Consider the following 17631-nt stretch of genomic DNA (forward strand, 5'->3'; position numbering starts at 1 on the left):
GTTTCCTGTAAATGTAAAGTTTATGGGATTTTTTTATGCTTGATCTGTGACAGGATAAGGATGTAAAAACGTGCAGATATAAATATAAATAAGATATATTTATATCTGCACGTTTATTTTTGTAACTACAAATAGAAATATTGACTGTTAGAGATAATCAATAAATTTATAAAGCTATGACAGAGAAATTCTGGCTTATCGAATGAAATTAGTCATGATCTTCTGCTCTGTTTCCGGAGCGTCGATACCGGCCTTTTTACCGGCTTCAATACATTTTAACAGCCATGCCATGTTATTGCCTAACGTACGCATGATCTGGAGGCCTTCAGCGTCTTTTCTGACGTCATCCGGGGTATTGCCGTGAACCATTGTCCAGTAGTTTCCGGACACGACAGGCATCTGATGATAGGTAAAGTATTTGATCAGAACATCCAGAGTAGCAGTAGTACCGGCACGTCTTGCGGAAGCAACAGCTGCGGCAGGCTTGTGGATCATATCCTTTCCGGCCTTGGAAGCGAATTTATCCATGAATTCGATGATCTGTCCGGAAGGAGAAGCCCAGTAAACCGGAGAACCAACAATAAGGGCGTCAGCCTCTTTCATAATGGCAGCTGCGGCAGCAACGTTTTCCTGAGAAGGATCCCCGGCCTGGAAGATTTCTGCCCCCACACCGTTCTTCTTTAAGGTTTCTGCGATCTCTGTAAGAGCTGTATAAGTGCAGCCTTCTTTGCGAGGACTGCCGTTGAGTAATAAAACTTTCATTATTGTCATCCTTTCATATGATTTTTTAAGTCATCATACTTTCAATTATATACAGAGAAAAAATAATGTCAATGTTTGAAAAAAACAGAAAAAATTTTTCCGGGTAGGGTTTGAGAAAGGAAATACAAACCCTTGGAAAGCCCATTTTATAAGGCTTTTCGGCCTGTTTTGACATTTGCGAAGCAAATGACATCGAACGACGGAGTCGTGAGATGACCACCGCTGGAGTAGCCAAAAGAACAGGCGATGTAGCTTTAGCTGCGAGCCCGTGAAAAAGGTGAATCGGTACGCAGGTTAAAATTGATTCAAAAAAGATTAACGATCATCAATAGAACATGTATGTAGTTTTGAATATACAATCATGAAAGAGTGGCTTAAACAGCCACTTTTTTATTACCCATAAAAACTGTCCCCTAAAAAAACATAAAAATTGCCCCTTGTAATATACCCAAACAAGCGGTACTATAACATCCAAGTTATTACATTCCTACATTAATACAATCATACATTAAAGTAATAACAAAGGTAATAACGAAACGAGAGGGGAATTATTATGAACACACAGAACAACACAGTAGTTAAACTTGCAGAAACTGCGTTATTAGCAGCTTTATGTTATGTATCCTTCACATTTCTGCAGATCAAGATCCCGGTGCCGGGCGGAGACGCAACATCCATTCATATCGGAAATGCTTTCTGCGTACTTGCAGCACTGCTTCTGGGTGGCGTATATGGCGGACTTGCCGGAGCTATCGGAATGGGAATTGCAGATATCATGGACCCTGTTTATATCACAGGCGCACCGAAAACCTTTATACTGAAATTCTGTATCGGTCTGATCGTAGGTCTTGTGGCACACAAGGTTGCAAAGATCAATGAGAGTACAGATAAAAATATGTTTTCAAATGGAGTGTGATCGCATCTGTCGCAGGACTTGCATTTAACGTAATTGCAGATCCTATCGTAGGATATTTCTACAAACAGTACATTTTGGGACAGCCACAGGAACTGGCACAGGCACTTGCAAAAATGAGTGCGGCGGCAACCTTTATCAATGCAGTTGTATCTGTAATTCTGGTAGCGATCATCTATAATGCAGTACGTCCGGTACTGATCAAAAGTCATCTGATCACAGTTACCAACAACAAAAATCAGGTTGCGTAAAACGACATACTAAAAAAATAATAAAAAACAAGAAATAACACAAGACAGCGAAATGGAAGTTAAAATTCATTTCGCTGTTTTTTTATGCGTGTATAGGATCATTTTTTATATGGTTATCCTCACATAGAAAACAAATTTCGGAACAACCAAGATCTGTTTTGACGTATCCATGGCAGTGATTGCTGCGGTACTTTCCTTCGTATTTGCGGGAAGACTGGATGGTGTAAGAGAAGGTACTGTTATTTCCGCATATTCTCCCGCACCTTCGTAGGTGTGCACCCGAAGTGCTCCTGGAACATCCGTCGAAACAGCTTATAATTGGTGAATCCATGGCGTTCCAGGGTCACATGCACAGGGTCTTTCGTATTGATCAGATCTTTGTAGATAAAAGAAAGTCTGTATTCATTCTGATATTCCAAAAATGTAACCCCCATCTTTTTCTTGAAAAAATGGAAGAAATATCCAGTCTGGAGATAAGCAACACCTGCAATCTCATCCAGAGAAATAGGCCGTTTGTAATTCTCAGAAATATAATTCAGCACCAGATTCAGCCGGTCCAGATCTTTTTTCAGCCGGCTTAGATCTCTTTGAAAAACTTTGACACTGAAATTGTGACACGGCTGGAACAAAAGTTCAAAGATCAGGATATTGCAGACGAGAGTCGTATGGTGGAGTAAAAAGATACAAAAAAGCGGAGATTTATCGTTATAAAGACTATTGAAAATAAAAGAAGTTTGTAGTAAGGTAGTAGCTACAACGCTTACGAAAGGGAAGACTGTTTCGGGTGGGCAGTCTCCTTTTTGTGGAGAATTTTGGATGAAGGAAAATGAAAAACAAGGGGGAAGAATTTATGGAGAAGGTAAAAGAGAAATCTTCTTTTTTCCGAAAGTTCGTAGGAGATAAGAGGTTTTATCTGATGGTCCTGTCTATTGCAGTACCGATCATGGTACAGAACGGGATCACAAATTTTGTCAGTCTTCTGGACAATATTATGATCGGTCGTATCGGTACCGAACAGATGTCTGGAGCGGCGATCGTCAATCAGCTGATCTTTGTATATAATCTATGTATTTTCGGCGGGGTGTCCGGAGCGGGAATTTTTACAGCACAGTATTTCGGACAGAAGGATCATGAGGGTGTCCGCCAGACACTTCGTTATAAATTGTGGATGGCAGTGATTCTGACAGCAATCACCATTATACTGTTTCTGACAGCAGGGGGTTCACTGATCAGCATGTATTTAAAAGGTGACGGGACTGCACAGGAGATCAGGGATACTCTTATTTATGGGAAACAGTATTTATGGATCATGCTTCTGGGACTTCCGCCATTTATGATGGTGCAGGTCTATGCAAGTACTTTACGTGAATGCGGTGAGACCGTACTTCCAATGAAGGCCGGGATCGTGGCAGTGCTGATCAATCTGATATTTAATTATCTTCTGATCTATGGAAAATTCGGATTCCCGGAAATGGGAGTAAGAGGCGCGGCTGTTGCCACAGTGCTCTCCAGATATGTGGAAGCCTGCATTGTCCTGAGCTGGACACATAAGCATACAGAAAAGAATATTTTTGCACAGGGTCTGTATTCAACATTAAAGGTTCCGGCGAACCTGACAAAGAAGATACTTATTAAGGGAACCCCGCTGCTTCTGAATGAGACTTTATGGGCAGCCGGAGTGGCCATGCTGACACAATGTTATTCAGTCCGTGGACTGAACGTGGTTGCGGGATTAAATATTTCCAATACCATCAACAATGTATTTAATATCATATTTATCGCACTTGGAGATTCGGTAGCCATTGTTGTAGGACAGCTTCTGGGGGCAGGTAAGATGAAGGAAGCCAGAGATACGGACAACAAGATGATCGCATTTTCTGTGTTCTGCTGTACCTGCGTGGCAGCTGTGATGTTTGTAATGGCACCACTGTTTCCAAGGCTTTACAATACCAATGCTGAGGCACGTACTCTGGCGAAATATTTTATTATGCTCACAGCATTTTTCATGCCGCAGAATGCATTCTTGCATGCAACATATTTTACTTTGCGTTCCGGTGGAAAGACCATCGTTACATTTCTGTTTGACAGTGTGTTTATCTGGGTGGTAAGTGTAACGATCGCATTTACCTTAAGCCGTTTTACAGGTCTGCCTGTACTTGTGATCTACGCAATGGTCCAGGCAGCGGATATGATGAAATGTGTCATTGGATTTATCCTTGTAAAAAAAGGCGTATGGCTTCAGAATATCGTTTCATAGAATTTTTTGAAATCTTCCGGGAGGGGTGCTTCCAGGGAGATTTCTTTTTTGGCATTTTTGTCATGATGCATGGAAGCCTGGGTGTCGGAAGCAGATTCATCAATTGAAAATGGAAGTTGAAATTTAAGCTTCCATGCGTGGAGTGCAGCCCGGGAAAACGGATTCGATATGTCCGATAAACAGTACAGAGAATCACCCAGAAGAGGATGCCCGAGAGATGCCATGTGTACACGGATCTGATGGGTACGGCCGGTTTTCAGACGGAGCATTACAAGAGAAGCCGGAGCTGCTGCGTCAGGGCCGGTAGATTTCAGAACAGAATAAAGGGTTTCTGCATGTTTGCTTCCGGGAAGCGTGCCATCTGTGGATACGACCATTTTCAGACGGTTATCCGGGTCAGGTGCAAGGGGAACGGAGATCCTGTGAAAAGCTCCATCTTCATCCACAGGCATGAAACCGGAAACTGCAGCCAGATAGGTTTTCTCTGAAATCCCTTCTTCACGCTGGTTCTGTAATCTGGCGGCAGCAGTCTGGTTCCTGGCAAAGAGCAGGATACCGGAGGTTTCTTTATCCAATCGTCCGATAGACCGGACTTTGGTAGGCTCTCCTTTGGAACGGAAATAGGAAGCCACCTGGTTGGCGAGACTGTCACTGTAGTGAGAACCGGAAGGGTGAGTGACAATCCCGGCAGGTTTATTTATGGCGAGGATATCCTGGTCTTCGTATATAATCGCCAACTCAGGAAGAAACTGTGACGTTGTAGCCGGTGAATGATAATTGTGAGAATTGACATCAGAACCTGCAAATTCTGAAGCTGCGGAATCAGAATATGAAATTGCGTCTGCGGAGAACTGGAAATTGTGATTGGACGAATAGACGGTAAAGGATGAAGATTCCAGCTGGGCAGAATCCACATCGTCCGCTTCCAGGCATACTATGATCTGATCCCCGGGATAAGCGGTTTCCGTTACCCGGCACTGTTGTCCGTTTTTTCGGATACCACCGGGACGGAACTTCGCCTGGCTGATCTGCTTTTTTGTAAGACCTGCCTGCGTGCGAAGAAAGCGGGAGACAGGTGCCGGAACAGCTGTTTTCGGGATATAGATAGTAAGATAGCGGTTCATTGTGAGGAATCCTCCGATTCTATTAAATTAATAAATATTTACAGGAATTTGGATGCAGGAGATTTTTACTTATGCTGATAATAAAAAACAGCAACTTGAGTCCGATCCCTCAGCTGCAGTTTATCCAGAATGGAACTGAGATAATTTCGTACCGTTCCCTCACTGAGAAACAGTTCTGCGGCAATCTCCTTATTGCTGTATCCGTTGGCGATCAGCCGGATGATATCCAGCTCCCGTTCGCTGATGTTTCTGGAAGCATAATCAAATCCGTCGGAAGACTGCAGGAGTTCAGGGATTTTGGATATGATCTCTGTGCCGAATACGGTCTGGCCGGAGTAAACCGCCTGAAGAGCCGGAAGAATGCTGGTATGATCCTGCTTCAGAAGATAACCCTTTGTGCCGAGGCGGAGGGCTTTTACAATATATTCATCATCGGAAAAAGTAGTCAGAAGAAGAATTTTTGCCTCCGGAAATTCGCCCAGGATCTTTCTGGAAGCTTCCAGTCCGTCCATTCCTTTCATACGGATATCCATCAGAAGAATATCCGGAAGATACTCTCTGTACAGAGAGCAGGCTTCTTCACCATCAGAGCCGGTGGTAGTCACTTCGATATCCGGGTTTGCTTCAAGAATGGTTTTTAGTGCTCCTGCAACCAGGCAGTCGTCGTCTACGATTATAATTTTCATGTCAAAATCTCCTGTTTATGAGTTATAAAAAGTAAATTTACAGATCAGAAAAAACAGACGGATCCAATATGCCGGGAAAGTACTTTGATCAAATCAGGAAGGTTTCCGGAAAAGTGAGAAATATCTGTCTGATTCAATTAGAAACAGATTTCGGGATCGTCACAAAGATCCGAAAACCATTCTCCTGCGTAATCTGGACCGTACCGCCCAGCGCCTTTGCACGGTCACGGATATTGGACAGTCCCATACCACCGGAAGTATTTTTTGCCTTATTGCTGTCTGATCCAGTTTGAATATCCGGAATTCCATTTTCCGGTGTCCCATTATCCTCAATGCACAATTGATAAAGTGCAGGATGCTCCCGCAGAAGAATATCCACAGAATCCGCATTACTATGCCGCATTACATTGGAAAGCCCTTCCTTTGTAATACTGATCAGACTGTATTTCACCTCTCTTGGAATCTGCCTAGACATATCATAAGTAAGATTCACCGGGCAGAAGGTGAAATCTTTTACAAGTCCTTTTATGGCATCTTCCAGATCTATCGCATCGTCATGAAGATCATGTACACTGGAACGGATGCTGTTCATAGCACCGTTCAGGGATTCTTCCAGATTTCCAAGCAGAGGATCAAGAGAATCATTTTTGTTGATGGTTTTGCAGGCAGCAGTCATAAGGATAGAACGGGATAGTACATGTCCCACATTATCATGGATCTCTCTGGCAATTCTGTTTCGCTCGCGCAATGTAGCAGCATAAATCTCGTAATCCTGTTTTTCCAGAAGTGCCTTGTTTTTTTCAGAAAGAAGAAGCGTATGTTCCTCACTGTCATCCCGGATCTGATGAAAATCCTGGTAAAGAGCCTGATATTTTCCGGCATAGAGCCAGAGAAAAAATGAGAGAACGAAACCAAAAATCCCAAGCAGACAAAGAACTGCCGGAAATCTATTGATCTGAAAAACCAGAAATCCCCAAAGTGGAAGCTCAGCCACTGCCAGAGGAAAAAGCCCGGCAGATAAGGTCTGATACAGCAGCAGCGGGAAAAACAGAAGAAAATCCGAAAACCACAGGGAACATAATCCAAAGATCACATAGCTTCCTGCAAGAACCGGAATGATATTTCCGGCGGGTTTCAATACTGGCAAAGAATTGTGTGAACAGGATTCTGTTTTACATACCCTGCACAGATAAGTAATGCAGCAAAGGATCACCGTAAAAAGGAGGGCAAACACAAGAGCCTGATCTGCAGGCACATAAAAAAATGTTAAAGTACTGTATAAAAGCAATAGTATGGAATCTGTAAAATAACGCATAAAAAATATACCCTCCTTTCTACTACAGCATTTTCCGAAAGTCAGGCAGATAATCGTCTAAAATTATCGTATCCTGTTCCGGGAGAACCCCTTTTGTTGCACAAATTTCTGAAATCAATGTGCCTTTATTATAATATACCGGTTCCTTCCCTGCAAAGAAAAATCTATCCTTTTGAAAAAGACATGACATTTGTCATTCGCAGGTGGTGACATTCAACACTTGGAGCAGACAGAAGAAAAGGATATAATGGCATCATAGAAGAAATATGAATTTCTGCGAAAGAGACATAAAAGTCCTGCTTAACGGACTGTAAAAAAGGAGGAAAACATATGCCACAGAGTATGGTCCACATAGAAAATCTGGTAAAACGATACGGTGATCTTACCGCACTGAATCATCTGGAACTGGATATCCGGGAGGGTGAGATCTTCGGATTACTTGGTCCCAACGGCTCGGGAAAGACAACGGCCATCAGCTGCCTCTTGTCACTTCTGAAATATGACAGAGGTGAAATAAAGATATTCGGAGAAGAGATGAAGCCGGACAGCTATAAGCTCAAGGAACAGATTGGGATCGTGCTTCAGAATGTAGCCGTTTTTGATGAGCTGACAGTGCAGGAAAATATCGATTATTTCTGCGGCCTTTACATACGGGACAGGAAACGGAGAAAAGAGCTGGTGGAGGATGCCATTGAATTTACAGGTCTTGAAGATTTCCGCAAAATGTACCCGAAGAAGCTTTCCGGGGGCCTTTTACGAAGATTGAACATTGCCTGCGGGATCGCCCATAAGCCAAGACTGATCATTATGGATGAGCCGACGGTAGCTGTAGATCCACAGAGCAGAAACAAGATCCTGGAAGGGATCCAGACGCTGAACCACCAGGGCTCCACCATTATCTACACATCCCATTACATGGAAGAAGTGGAGCAGATCTGTACCAGGATCGCCATCATGGATCACGGAAGAGTCATCGCTCAGGGAACAAAGGAAGAATTGAAGCAGATGATCAAAACAGGAGAGACCATCACCGTAGAAGCCATTGCCCTGGAAGAAAAAATCTCCGGGATATCCGCACACTGGAGCATGTGTTTGATGTGCAGTATGAAAAACAGGTGCTGGTCGTGCGCTGTACCGATGCGAAGCATAACCTGATCCGTCTTCTTAATTATCTGCAAAGCCAGGATATTTCTTTTGGAAGAGTCTTTTCCGAACTGCCTACATTAAATGATGTCTTTCTGGAGATCACCGGAAAACAGCTAAGAGATTAGGAGGGATGGGAGATGTTGCATTTACTGAAATACAGTTTTCTTTCCAAGATCCGGAATTTTAACATTGTATTCTGGCCGCTGGTCTTTCCGCTTGTGCTTGGAACTTTTTTCTATTTTGCATTCGGAAATATCAATGAGGCAGATTTTCAGACGGTTCCGGTGGCAGTGGTGAAGGAAGCTTCTGCGGATACGTTTTTTATGACCTATCTGGATGAAGTGGAAAAAAGCAGTCCGGATCTTTTAAAAGCAGAAGAAATGTCGGAAAAGGAAGCGCTGGAAGCACTGCAGGATAAAAAAGTAGAAGGGATTTATTATGTGGGAAAAGAGCCTTCCCTTACAGTAGCAGGAACCGGAATAGAAGAAAGTATCCTTCAGACAGTTCTCGACAGCTGTGAAAACACCAGAACAACCATCACCAATATCATGAAAAAAATCCGCAGATGGATATGGAAACCATGAAATCCTTGTTAAGTTCCGACAGCCTGGTAAGGGAAGTCTCTCTTGGCGGCCGGACCATTGACGGAAATGTGCAGTTCTTTTACGCACTGATCGCCATGGCCTGCCTGTATGGATGCTTTATCGGATTTGGCTCTGCGATCGGGATTCAGGCCAATATCACACCTCTGGCAGCCAGAAGGTGTGTAACGCCGACCCACAAGCTGAAGCTGATCCTTACAGACCAGCTGACATCTTTTGCTCTGGGCTATGTGGACGTGATCATTCTGATCCTGTATCTCCGGTATATTCTCAATCTGGATTTTCAGGGACAGATGGGAAAAATGCTGGTGGTATCTTTTTTCGGAAGTCTCATCGGTGTATCTATGGGAATGTTTATAGGCAGCTTCGGAAAAATGCAGGAAGGCGTCAGAATCGGGCTCATGCTTGGAATCTCTATGGTAAGCAGCTTTCTTGCCGGACTGATGAACGGAAATATGAAGGATATCGTGGAAAAAAGTGTTCCGTTTGTGAACCGGATCAATCCTGCATCACTGATCTCAGATGCGTTTTACTGTATCAATGTATATGATGATATGACCAGATACTATAGAAATCTGATCACACTGGCGGTAATGTGCGTGGTGCTGGTGATGGCATCCTTTTTCATGGTCAGGAGGGAACGTTATGACAGTATTTAAAGGCTATATGAGGATCATGAAAAAAAATACAGGTCTGATCCTCCTGTATCTGGGCATTTTTTTCGGAGTGACAATGGCACTTCAGGCAGCGGCCGGTAAGGAAACTTATACCAGCTATGAAAGCGAAAAAATAAAGATCGGAGTGGTGGATAAAGACAACGGACCACTTGCAGAAGGACTGGTAAAATGGCTTGAAGGTACGCATCACGTGACCATGCTGGAGGATAACAGGGAGAAGCTTCAGGAAGAGCTTTTTTACAGAAATGTAGAATACATCGTGGTGATTCCTGAGGATTTTTATGAGAACTGTATGGTAAACGGCGAAAGTATTTCTGTGACCAAGGTGCCCGGATCTTATTCGGCATATTATGTGGATCAGCAGCTGGAGAGCTGTCTGAATACAATGCGGACATATCTGAAAGCCGGTTTTTCCCAGAAGGAAGCGGCAACAGCGATCCTGGATAAAAAAAGAGGAGAAGTCACCATGCTGGATACAGATGAAAACAGTGGTACGTCCGGATGGCTCTATTATTTCCGATATATTCCATATCTGTTTCTTGCATTACTTTGCTATGTGATGGGATATGTTCTGATGGCTTTCAAAAAAGACGATATACCAAAGAGAATGCAGGCATCTGCGATCTCTGCAAGACGACAGAGTCTGGAAGGGCTTCTGGCCATGTTTGTGATGGGTGGGGGCTTATGGGGAATCGGTATGGCTGGAGCTATCCTTATGTATGGAAAAACATTTCTCAGTTCAGAAAATTTCGGATACTATGTACTGAACACTCTGGTAATGATGGCAGTGGCACTTTCACTTTCCTATCTGATCGGTCTTTTTGTAAAAAACAGCAACATGTTAAGCGGGATCGCAAATATCCTGTCTCTTGGAATGTGCTTTCTGTGTGGTGTGTTTGTTCCCATGAATATTATGGACAGAAACGTTCTGAAGGTGTCTCAGTTTCTTCCTGTGTACTGGTATGAAAACGTAAATGAGACTCTTGGAAGTTATAGCCACCTAACAGGTGAGGCAGCTGTATCGGTGTGGAAAGGCATTGGACTGGAAGCTATGTTTGCGGTAGTTTTTGTCTGCATGATCCTGGCAGTGACCAGGTATCAGCGGCAGAAATAACAGAAAATAATAGCAGATGGCTGTTAATTATGGTAGGATATAGCTGATAAAGATGATTTGCGGAGAAAAACATGAAAAAAATACAAGTTTTACTAAAACCACAATGCAATGCAGAAATTCAAAATCAGTTTGCAACAAAATTCGGAGATCAGTGCGAATTTACATTTCAGGGCAAAGAAACTGAGGATGCGATCGCAGCAGCAGAAGTAGTGATCGGAGAGCCAGAGGAAGAAGAAATCCTGAAAGCAGAAAATCTTCGCTGGATCCAGCTGACCTGGGCCGGTGCGGACAAATATACAAAAATGAAAGCATTCCCGACAGGAGTTACATTAACCAATGCTTCCGGCGCTTTTGGAAAGATCATATCAGAATATGTGATCGGGAATATCATTGCGCTGTACCGTGAACTTCCGAACTACTGGAAGAACAAACAGAAACACCTCTGGGTACAGAATAGATCATCAGAAACCATATATGGAAAAAACATTCTCATCCTGGGAACCGGGGATATAGGAAGAAATATTGCCCATAGAATGAAAGCGTTTGAAACGCATGTGACTGGAATAAAAAGAACTGCAGTCCCGGAGCATTTGCAGCAGATGAAAGAGTTTGATGAGGTATATGATCTGACAGCGCTGGATCAGCAGCTTCAGAAAGCGGATATTGTGATCGGCTGTCTCCCGGGAACACCGGAAACAAAAGGCCTTCTGAATTACGAACGGCTGTATTCCATGAAAAAGATGCAATTCTGGTTAATGTAGGAAGAGGAAGCCTCATTCCAACAGAAGACCTGATCAGAGTACTGGAGGAAGGCCACTTAAAAGGAGTGGTCCTGGATGTATTTGAAACAGAACCATTGCCGGAGACATCACCTCTTTGGAATATGGAAAACGTCCTTATCACTCCACACATTGCAGGACCGAGTTTCGGTGGAAACGCTGAAGTCCAGGATATGATCTGGAACATCTGTATGGAAAATATGGAACGATATCTGAATGGAAAAAATTAAAAATATTGTCCGGTTAAAGGATGGGTATTAAATAAAAAGATAGTTACAAGCTCCTTCTGATAAACTGTGAAGCAGTTATTCGGTTATGAGCAAGTAGCGAAGCGGATGCTTTTATCCGCTTGACTAAAAATACATTTATGGATATTTAAGAAAGAGACAGAGTGCATAATGATAACACGTCAGAAACTGATTGATCAGATAGAAAAATACAAGCCATATAATGAGCAGGAAGAAAAAGATAAAATCCTGATCCTGGACTGGATCAGAAATAATGAGAATGCTTTTTCCAGGGAAAATGCAGTAGCCCATATGACAGCTTCTGCCTGGGTAGTAAACAGAGAACGGACGAAAGTCCTTATGGTATATCACAACATATACAATTCCTGGTCCTGGCTTGGAGGACATGCAGATGGAGAGACGGATTTACTATCCGTTGCTGTCAGAGAAGTAAAAGAAGAGGCAGGGATTTCCAATGTTCGTCCGGTGTCAGAAGAGATTTTTTCCCTGGAATCCCTGACTGTAGACGGCCATGTGAAAAAAGGAAAATATGTATCCAGCCATCTGCACTTTAACCTAACATATCTCCTTGAGGCAGATTCAGAAGAGGCTGTTTCCATAAAAGCAGATGAAAACAGCGGTGTAGCCTGGTTTTCACCGGAAGAAGCATTGATGAGATCAACAGAACCGTGGTTTGTGGAACATGTTTATATTAAGCTTTTGAAGAAAATGAATCTATGTTATAATGGGATAAAGACAAAAGAGGTTTGACATTGACTGAGCAAATACGAAAATCTGACTGTAATGTAAGACAATACAGTTTTGCAGGGATCGACGGGAAGCAAGGTTAAAATAAAAGAATAAAGGACTGGATTGTATGAAAATGCAGTCTTTTTTTATTCATAAGGAATAGGGAAACTGTTAGCTGAGAAAGGGGGAAACAAACATGAAAAATTATTCAGAGGATGCGGACAGACAGTATCACATTCAGGTAGCAAAAGGAGAAGTGGGACGTTACGTTATTTTACCGGGAGATCCGAAACGCTGCAAAAAGATCGCACAGTATTTTGATGATCCGGTTTTGGTAGCAGATAACCGGGAATACGTAACATACACCGGAACACTGGACGGAGTGAAGGTAAGTGTGACATCTACCGGAATCGGCGGACCGTCCGCTTCTATCGCAATGGAAGAGCTGTATCGGTGCGGGGCTGATACATTTGTACGCATCGGAACCTGCGGTGGAATGCAGCCGGAGGTAAAAAGTGGTGATATTGTTGTTGCAACGGGCGCGATCCGTATGGAGGGCACCAGTAAAGAGTATGCACCTATTGAATTCCCGGCAGTGGCAAATCTGGAAGTGATCAATGCACTTGTGGAAGGAGCAAAGAAAGAAGAATGTGAATTCCACACAGGTGTGGTACAATGTAAGGATTCCTTTTATGGCCAGCATGAGCCGGAAACCAAGCCGGTCAGCTATGAACTGATGAATAAATGGGAAGCGTGGAAACGTCTCGGCTGTCTTGCGTCGGAGATGGAATCCGCTGCTCTTTTTATAGTGGCAAGCCATTTAAAAGTACGTGTGGGCTCCTGCTTCCTGGTGCTTGCAAATCAGGAAAGAGAAAAGCTGGGTTTGGATAATCCTGTGGTACATGATACCGATAAGGCGATCCAGGTTGCAGTACAGGCGATCCGTGAACTGATCCGTGCAGATCAGGCACAGAAAAAAGAAGAATAACGTATGCATGCCTGATTCAGGAAAGGTGGGAAAATTATGGAAGAAAAACAGATCAAAGAAATGATCGATCTGGCGATCAGACAGATGGACTATTCCTATGCGCCATACTCACATTTTCATGTAGGGGCGGTACTTCTTGCAAAAAACGGTACCTATTATACCGGGTGTAACATAGAAAATGCTGCCTATACTCCAACAAACTGTGCGGAAAGAACTGCTTTTTTCAAAGCGGTCAGTGAAGGCATGAGAGACTTTCAGGCAATCTGTATCGTTGGCGGCAAGGATGGTGTTCCTACAGAGTATGCAGCACCCTGTGGAGTATGCAGACAGGTTATGATGGAGTTCTGTGATCCGGAAACCTTTCAGATCATACTGGCAGTCAGCAGAGAAAAATATGATATCTTTACGTTAAAGGAACTGTTGCCATTTGGATTTGGACCGGATAATCTGAAGAAACTGAAGTGATAAGCGCATGTGGACACGTGTAGAGATTTTCACGATATGAATGCAGTGAGAAGTAAAATATTGAAAAGTGATCGCCCGGATGTTGATATGACAGGCCGGGCGATCACTTTTCTGCCATATAATAAAAAACGCTGAAAATCCTTAATTAAGGTTTTTCAGCGATTCTAATAGCAGGGGATGAGAGAATCGAACTCCCACCAAAGGTTTTGGAGACCCCTATCATACCATTTGACCAATCCCCTATATTAAATAGTGTTTTCATCACTGTTGCAATTATACATATAAAATATACAATTGTCAAGAGATGAGAGTGCTTTTTGTATAATAAAATATAAATAAAATTCTTCCTGTCATAAATCGGCAGAAAAACGGAGATGGAGGGATTTGAACCCTCGCGCCGGTTGCCCGACCTACCGCATTTCGAGTGCGGACCCTTCAGCCACTTGGGTACATCTCCGGATGCAAACCTTTATTATTATATAAGGTATCCGGAGAAAGGTCAATCTTTTTTAAAACTTTTCTTTTTTGTATTATTGACGAATCTTCCAGACTATAATATGATAATGAGATAAAGTGTACAGACAGAAGTGGATGTGCAGAAATGGAGGGAATTATGAGCGATAAGAAATCAGCGATTCTCAGAGTGGCGAAGGGTCTTACTGAGAATTATGCTTCAGAAGAACTTTTTATGCCGAAGAGCGGCAGACGTCTGCCGAACCGTTCGGTGATCATTGATATAGTAAGAGATCTGAAATCTATTGTATTTCCGGGATATTTCAGTACGGATACCAGTGCTACCGTATTTCCGGAGTATTATGTGGGACACAGACTGAATGATCTTTATGACAGATTGAAGAATCAGATCGAGATCGCACTTCTTTATCACGGAGAGGAACCGGAAGAAGCAGCAGCTCATGCAGACAGAACTGCATGTGGATTTTTTGAGCAGCTTCCTGAGATCCAGAGACTGCTTCTGACTGATGTACAGGCTGGTTTTGATGGTGACCCCGCAGCCAAGAGCAAGGAAGAGATCATTTTTTCATATCCGGGATTATTTGCTATCTACGTGTATCGTCTGGCACATGTTCTTTATAAAGAAGAAATCCCATTTATCCCGCGCGTGATGTCGGAATATGCTCATGGCCGTACAGGGATCGATATCAACCCGGGAGCGACCATCGGAGAGTATTTCTTTATCGATCATGGTACCGGTGTGGTTGTAGGTGAGACTACAGAGATCGGAAATAATGTAAAACTGTATCAGGGAGTGACACTGGGAGCGCTTTCCACAAGAAAGGGACAGCAGCTTGCCAATGTAAAACGTCATCCGACGATTCGTGATAATGTAACGATCTATTCTAATTCCACAGTGCTCGGTGGTGAGACGGTTGTAGGAGAGAATACGATTATAGGTGGTAATACCTTTATCACAGAATCCATTCCTGCAAATACCAAGGTCAGTGCAAAAAGTCCGGAGCTTGTGATCAAGAAACCGAAGGCCCAGGTTTCTGCCACAAATGTATGGGAGTATTGATGAAAAATCCAATAAATAAAAAAATAAAAATTTAAAAAAAACTGTTGACAAATAAAACAGCATGCTATATACTAATCATCGTTGCAGCGGTCAAGCGATCGGTAATCACCGAAGCGACGATGCGCGGGTGTAGTTCAATGGTAGAACACCAGCCTTCCAAGCTGGATACGTGGGTTCGATTCCCATCACCCGCTTATGCGATAGTGGCGTAGTTGGTAACGCGCGACCTTGCCAAGGTCGAGACCGCGGGTTCGAGCCCCGTCTATCGCTCTCATCGAAGGATGAAGATTTATAATTTCATAACTGCGGGTGTAGTTCAATGGTAGAACACCAGCCTTCCAAGCTGGATACGTGGGTTCGATTCCCATCACCCGCTTGTGCGATAGTGGCGTAGTTGGTAACGCGCGACCTTGCCAAGGTCGAGACCGCGGGTTCGAGCCCCGTCTATCGCTCTTCGGAACTCTGAGGATGATCAGAGTTCTTTTTTGTTGCGAAAAAATCCTCTGCTTTATTTTTATGCAGCAGAGGATTTTTCACGTTATGTGTTACTGTGTAGCTTATTCAGTTGTTTCACCCTGATCGATCAGAGTATAGAAGGTCAGAAGATAAAGCCCGCATAAGCCTACAAGTCCGTAGATGATCCGGGAGAGCCAGCTCATGCTTCCGAACAGGAATGCTACCAGATTAAAATTAAAGAAGCCGATCAGACCCCAGTTTATGGCACCGACCACAGCAATGGTCAGGGTGAAGTACTGCAGACATTTATTTGACATAAGTCACCATCCTTTCGTTATATAGGAAATAGTTTTTCATGGAATCGAAAAAATATACACAGGAATGAGAAAACGAAAAACGGAAATTTCTGCCAGTCATGAAAAAATCATGAAGGAGAAATTTCCGTTTTCCTTTCATATGCAAGATAAAATGTAAATTTCCGGTTTATCGAATTTGGATCGTAAATATCCGCCCAGCAATTCCGATATCTTACTTCAGCTTCAGAACCTGAGAGGTTGTCTGTCCGCCGCTTACATTCAGAGTTTCTTTGCCCTGAAGCGTTACATCACTGGTGGTATCCTTCAGAAGAAATACCTGGCATACAGTGACGGTCTTTCCGGGATCAATGGTGCTCATGTAGTTATCTACAGCATCATCGCTGGCTTCCGGATAAGTTCCTTCCAGAGCTTCTCCGTTCTGGGAAGCCTGCAGGGTGAAGTCTACAAATGCACTGGACTGGGAATCACCAGAGTTTGTATAGTCATAGTAGATCATCAGACAGGGATTTCCGCCGTAGTCCTTGGAGATCGCAAACTGTTTGAAACGGACGGAGAATTTGTCAGTTGTAATATCAATGGATGCACTTGTGCCTTCAGCAGAGGCTGTGTTGTCAGGGGTGGAAGAATCCTCTGCAGCGGAAGAACTGCTATCTGTGCTGTCATCTGTAAGCTGGGATGATATCTCGTCTTTTACGCTTTTGAAGTTTGCGCACATAACCTTGACTGTGGTGTCATCCAGAGAAACGATCTTCCAGTCATTGCCGATTTTGATCAGAGGATAGGTGATATCGATCTCACTGTATTTTTCATCCGCTGTGGAAGCATTTTCGGCAAGAAGTGCAGCGAGCATTTCCTGGATATCATCCTGGGTCATTTCCTTTCCGGCATAGGCTGCGACAGCAATCTTACGGGTGTATTCCTGAATGGTTGCTGCATAGATATTGGTTCCGTCAATATATTTCATGTGAACCGTTATCCTGGCAGTTCCGTTCTGGATGTCAAATTTGTTTTTGGTGATCTTGTAGGTCATTTTTTGTTGACGGTAGTGAAGAAATCTGTGTAAGCAGAATCACGGATATCTGCATCATCCAGAGCGCTGAGATCATGACTCTGGAGAAGGTTCTCCATTGTGGTAAAATCCATGTTCTGCATTCCTGTGAGAAATTCTTCTGTGGCTTCTACCGGTTTATGGCGCTGCATCATATACCAGGCGGTTCCGCCGGCTGCGGCAGTGATCAGAAGGATGATCAGACAGATCACGAGAGGCT

General features: G+C 43.3%; 17 protein-coding genes, 6 tRNA genes and 3 pseudogenes. 16 read left to right on the forward strand and 10 right to left on the reverse strand.

Annotated elements, in window-relative coordinates; genetic code table 11:
* Positions 1-195: 195 nt before the first annotated feature.
* The gene (locus CK1_RS00005; RefSeq protein ID WP_015524308.1) at positions 196-762 is read right to left on the reverse strand and encodes a flavodoxin family protein; all 567 of its coding nucleotides are present in this window, start codon (positions 760-762) and stop codon (positions 196-198) included.
* 553 nt (positions 763-1315) lie between these two features.
* Here CK1_RS00005 and CK1_RS00010 point away from each other — a divergent pair.
* Both CK1_RS00010 and CK1_RS18695 read left to right on the forward strand, forming a co-directional pair.
* A pseudogene (locus CK1_RS00010) lies at positions 1316-1926 on the forward strand (ECF transporter S component).
* Between the two features lie 169 nt (positions 1927-2095).
* Complete coding sequence (locus CK1_RS18695) at positions 2096-2197, forward strand: DUF6198 family protein (protein ID WP_465220963.1); 102 nt, start codon at positions 2096-2098, stop codon at positions 2195-2197.
* Here the strand turns inward: CK1_RS18695 and CK1_RS00020 are convergent.
* The gene (locus CK1_RS00020; RefSeq protein WP_302416218.1) at positions 2166-2468 is read right to left on the reverse strand and encodes a helix-turn-helix transcriptional regulator; all 303 of its coding nucleotides are present in this window, start codon (positions 2466-2468) and stop codon (positions 2166-2168) included. The two genes, CK1_RS18695 and CK1_RS00020, sit on opposite strands and share 32 nt — an antisense overlap.
* Positions 2469-2752: 284 nt before the next feature.
* Here CK1_RS00020 and CK1_RS00025 point away from each other — a divergent pair, with 284 nt between their 5' ends.
* Positions 2753-4183, forward strand: coding sequence for an MATE family efflux transporter (locus tag CK1_RS00025; RefSeq protein ID WP_015524310.1), 1431 nt, complete (start codon positions 2753-2755; stop codon positions 4181-4183).
* Here CK1_RS00025 and CK1_RS00030 read toward each other — a convergent pair.
* From CK1_RS00030 to CK1_RS00040, 3 genes are all read right to left on the reverse strand, one after another.
* On the reverse strand, positions 4165-5307 hold the full coding sequence (locus CK1_RS00030) for an RluA family pseudouridine synthase (RefSeq protein WP_015524311.1): 1143 nt from the start codon (positions 5305-5307) through the stop codon (positions 4165-4167). The genes CK1_RS00025 and CK1_RS00030 overlap by 19 nt on opposite strands.
* Before the next feature lie 65 nt (positions 5308-5372).
* Positions 5373-5993, reverse strand: coding sequence for a response regulator (locus CK1_RS00035; RefSeq protein ID WP_015524312.1), 621 nt, complete (start codon positions 5991-5993; stop codon positions 5373-5375).
* A 133-nt stretch (positions 5994-6126) separates the two neighbouring features.
* Positions 6127-7308, reverse strand: coding sequence for a sensor histidine kinase (locus CK1_RS00040; RefSeq protein WP_015524313.1), 1182 nt, complete (start codon positions 7306-7308; stop codon positions 6127-6129).
* Positions 7309-7638: 330 nt separating this feature from the next.
* On the opposite strand from CK1_RS00040, the pseudogene CK1_RS00045 reads away from it, so the two are divergent.
* The 8 genes and pseudogenes from CK1_RS00045 to CK1_RS00075 all read left to right on the forward strand — a co-directional run bounded on the left by CK1_RS00045 (position 7639) and on the right by CK1_RS00075 (position 14056).
* Positions 7639-8579 (forward strand): annotated as a pseudogene (locus CK1_RS00045) (ABC transporter ATP-binding protein).
* Between the two features lie 12 nt (positions 8580-8591).
* The gene (locus CK1_RS17690; RefSeq protein ID WP_015524315.1) at positions 8592-9038 is read left to right on the forward strand and encodes an ABC transporter permease; all 447 of its coding nucleotides are present in this window, start codon (positions 8592-8594) and stop codon (positions 9036-9038) included.
* Positions 9026-9715, forward strand: coding sequence for an ABC transporter permease (locus tag CK1_RS17695; protein WP_353611087.1), 690 nt, complete (start codon positions 9026-9028; stop codon positions 9713-9715). The genes CK1_RS17690 and CK1_RS17695 overlap by 13 nt, the downstream gene beginning before the upstream one ends.
* Positions 9702-10847, forward strand: coding sequence for an ABC transporter permease (locus CK1_RS00055; protein ID WP_015524317.1), 1146 nt, complete (start codon positions 9702-9704; stop codon positions 10845-10847). The genes CK1_RS17695 and CK1_RS00055 overlap by 14 nt, the downstream gene beginning before the upstream one ends.
* Before the next feature lie 302 nt (positions 10848-11149).
* A pseudogene (locus CK1_RS17700) lies at positions 11150-11856 on the forward strand (D-2-hydroxyacid dehydrogenase).
* 168 nt (positions 11857-12024) lie between these two features.
* On the forward strand, positions 12025-12624 hold the full coding sequence (locus CK1_RS00065) for an NUDIX hydrolase (protein WP_015524319.1): 600 nt from the start codon (positions 12025-12027) through the stop codon (positions 12622-12624).
* A 175-nt stretch (positions 12625-12799) separates the two neighbouring features.
* Positions 12800-13591, forward strand: coding sequence for a uridine phosphorylase (udp, locus tag CK1_RS00070; protein WP_015524320.1), 792 nt, complete (start codon positions 12800-12802; stop codon positions 13589-13591).
* Between the two features lie 36 nt (positions 13592-13627).
* Entirely contained in the window at positions 13628-14056 is a 429-nt protein-coding gene (locus CK1_RS00075; RefSeq protein ID WP_015524321.1) for a cytidine deaminase, read from the forward strand.
* 171 nt (positions 14057-14227) lie between these two features.
* On the opposite strand, the gene CK1_RS00080 is transcribed toward CK1_RS00075, so the two are convergent.
* Both CK1_RS00080 and CK1_RS00085 read right to left on the reverse strand, forming a co-directional pair.
* Positions 14228-14298, reverse strand: a tRNA-Trp gene (locus tag CK1_RS00080).
* Positions 14299-14425: 127 nt separating this feature from the next.
* Positions 14426-14513: transfer RNA gene (locus CK1_RS00085), tRNA-Ser, on the reverse strand.
* 156 nt (positions 14514-14669) lie between these two features.
* Here CK1_RS00085 and epsC point away from each other — a divergent pair.
* The 5 genes from epsC to CK1_RS00110 all read left to right on the forward strand — a co-directional run bounded on the left by epsC (position 14670) and on the right by CK1_RS00110 (position 16042).
* Positions 14670-15590, forward strand: a complete 921-nt coding sequence (epsC, locus tag CK1_RS00090) for a serine O-acetyltransferase EpsC (RefSeq protein WP_015524322.1) — start codon at positions 14670-14672, stop codon at positions 15588-15590.
* Between the two features lie 123 nt (positions 15591-15713).
* Positions 15714-15784: transfer RNA gene (locus CK1_RS00095), tRNA-Gly, on the forward strand.
* Between the two features lie 3 nt (positions 15785-15787).
* Positions 15788-15860, forward strand: a tRNA-Gly gene (locus tag CK1_RS00100).
* A 35-nt stretch (positions 15861-15895) separates the two neighbouring features.
* Positions 15896-15966 (forward strand) — tRNA-Gly (locus tag CK1_RS00105).
* A gap of 3 nt (positions 15967-15969) precedes the next feature.
* Positions 15970-16042, forward strand: a tRNA-Gly gene (locus tag CK1_RS00110).
* A gap of 105 nt (positions 16043-16147) precedes the next feature.
* On the opposite strand, the gene CK1_RS00115 is transcribed toward CK1_RS00110, so the two are convergent.
* The 3 genes from CK1_RS00115 to CK1_RS00125 all read right to left on the reverse strand — a co-directional run bounded on the left by CK1_RS00115 (position 16148) and on the right by CK1_RS00125 (position 17623).
* Positions 16148-16363: a DUF378 domain-containing protein gene (locus CK1_RS00115; RefSeq protein WP_015524323.1), complete on the reverse strand. Its 216-nt coding sequence runs from the start codon at positions 16361-16363 to the stop codon at positions 16148-16150.
* Between the two features lie 211 nt (positions 16364-16574).
* The gene (locus CK1_RS00120; RefSeq protein ID WP_306288651.1) at positions 16575-17327 is read right to left on the reverse strand and encodes a DUF5067 domain-containing protein; all 753 of its coding nucleotides are present in this window, start codon (positions 17325-17327) and stop codon (positions 16575-16577) included.
* 62 nt (positions 17328-17389) lie between these two features.
* Positions 17390-17623, reverse strand: coding sequence for a flagellar basal body-associated FliL family protein (locus tag CK1_RS00125; protein WP_306288652.1), 234 nt, complete (start codon positions 17621-17623; stop codon positions 17390-17392).
* Between the last annotated feature and the right edge of the window lie 8 nt (positions 17624-17631).

The organism is Ruminococcus sp. SR1/5 (assembly GCF_000209835.1).
Taxonomy (GTDB): domain Bacteria; phylum Bacillota; class Clostridia; order Lachnospirales; family Lachnospiraceae; genus Blautia_A; species Blautia_A fusiformis.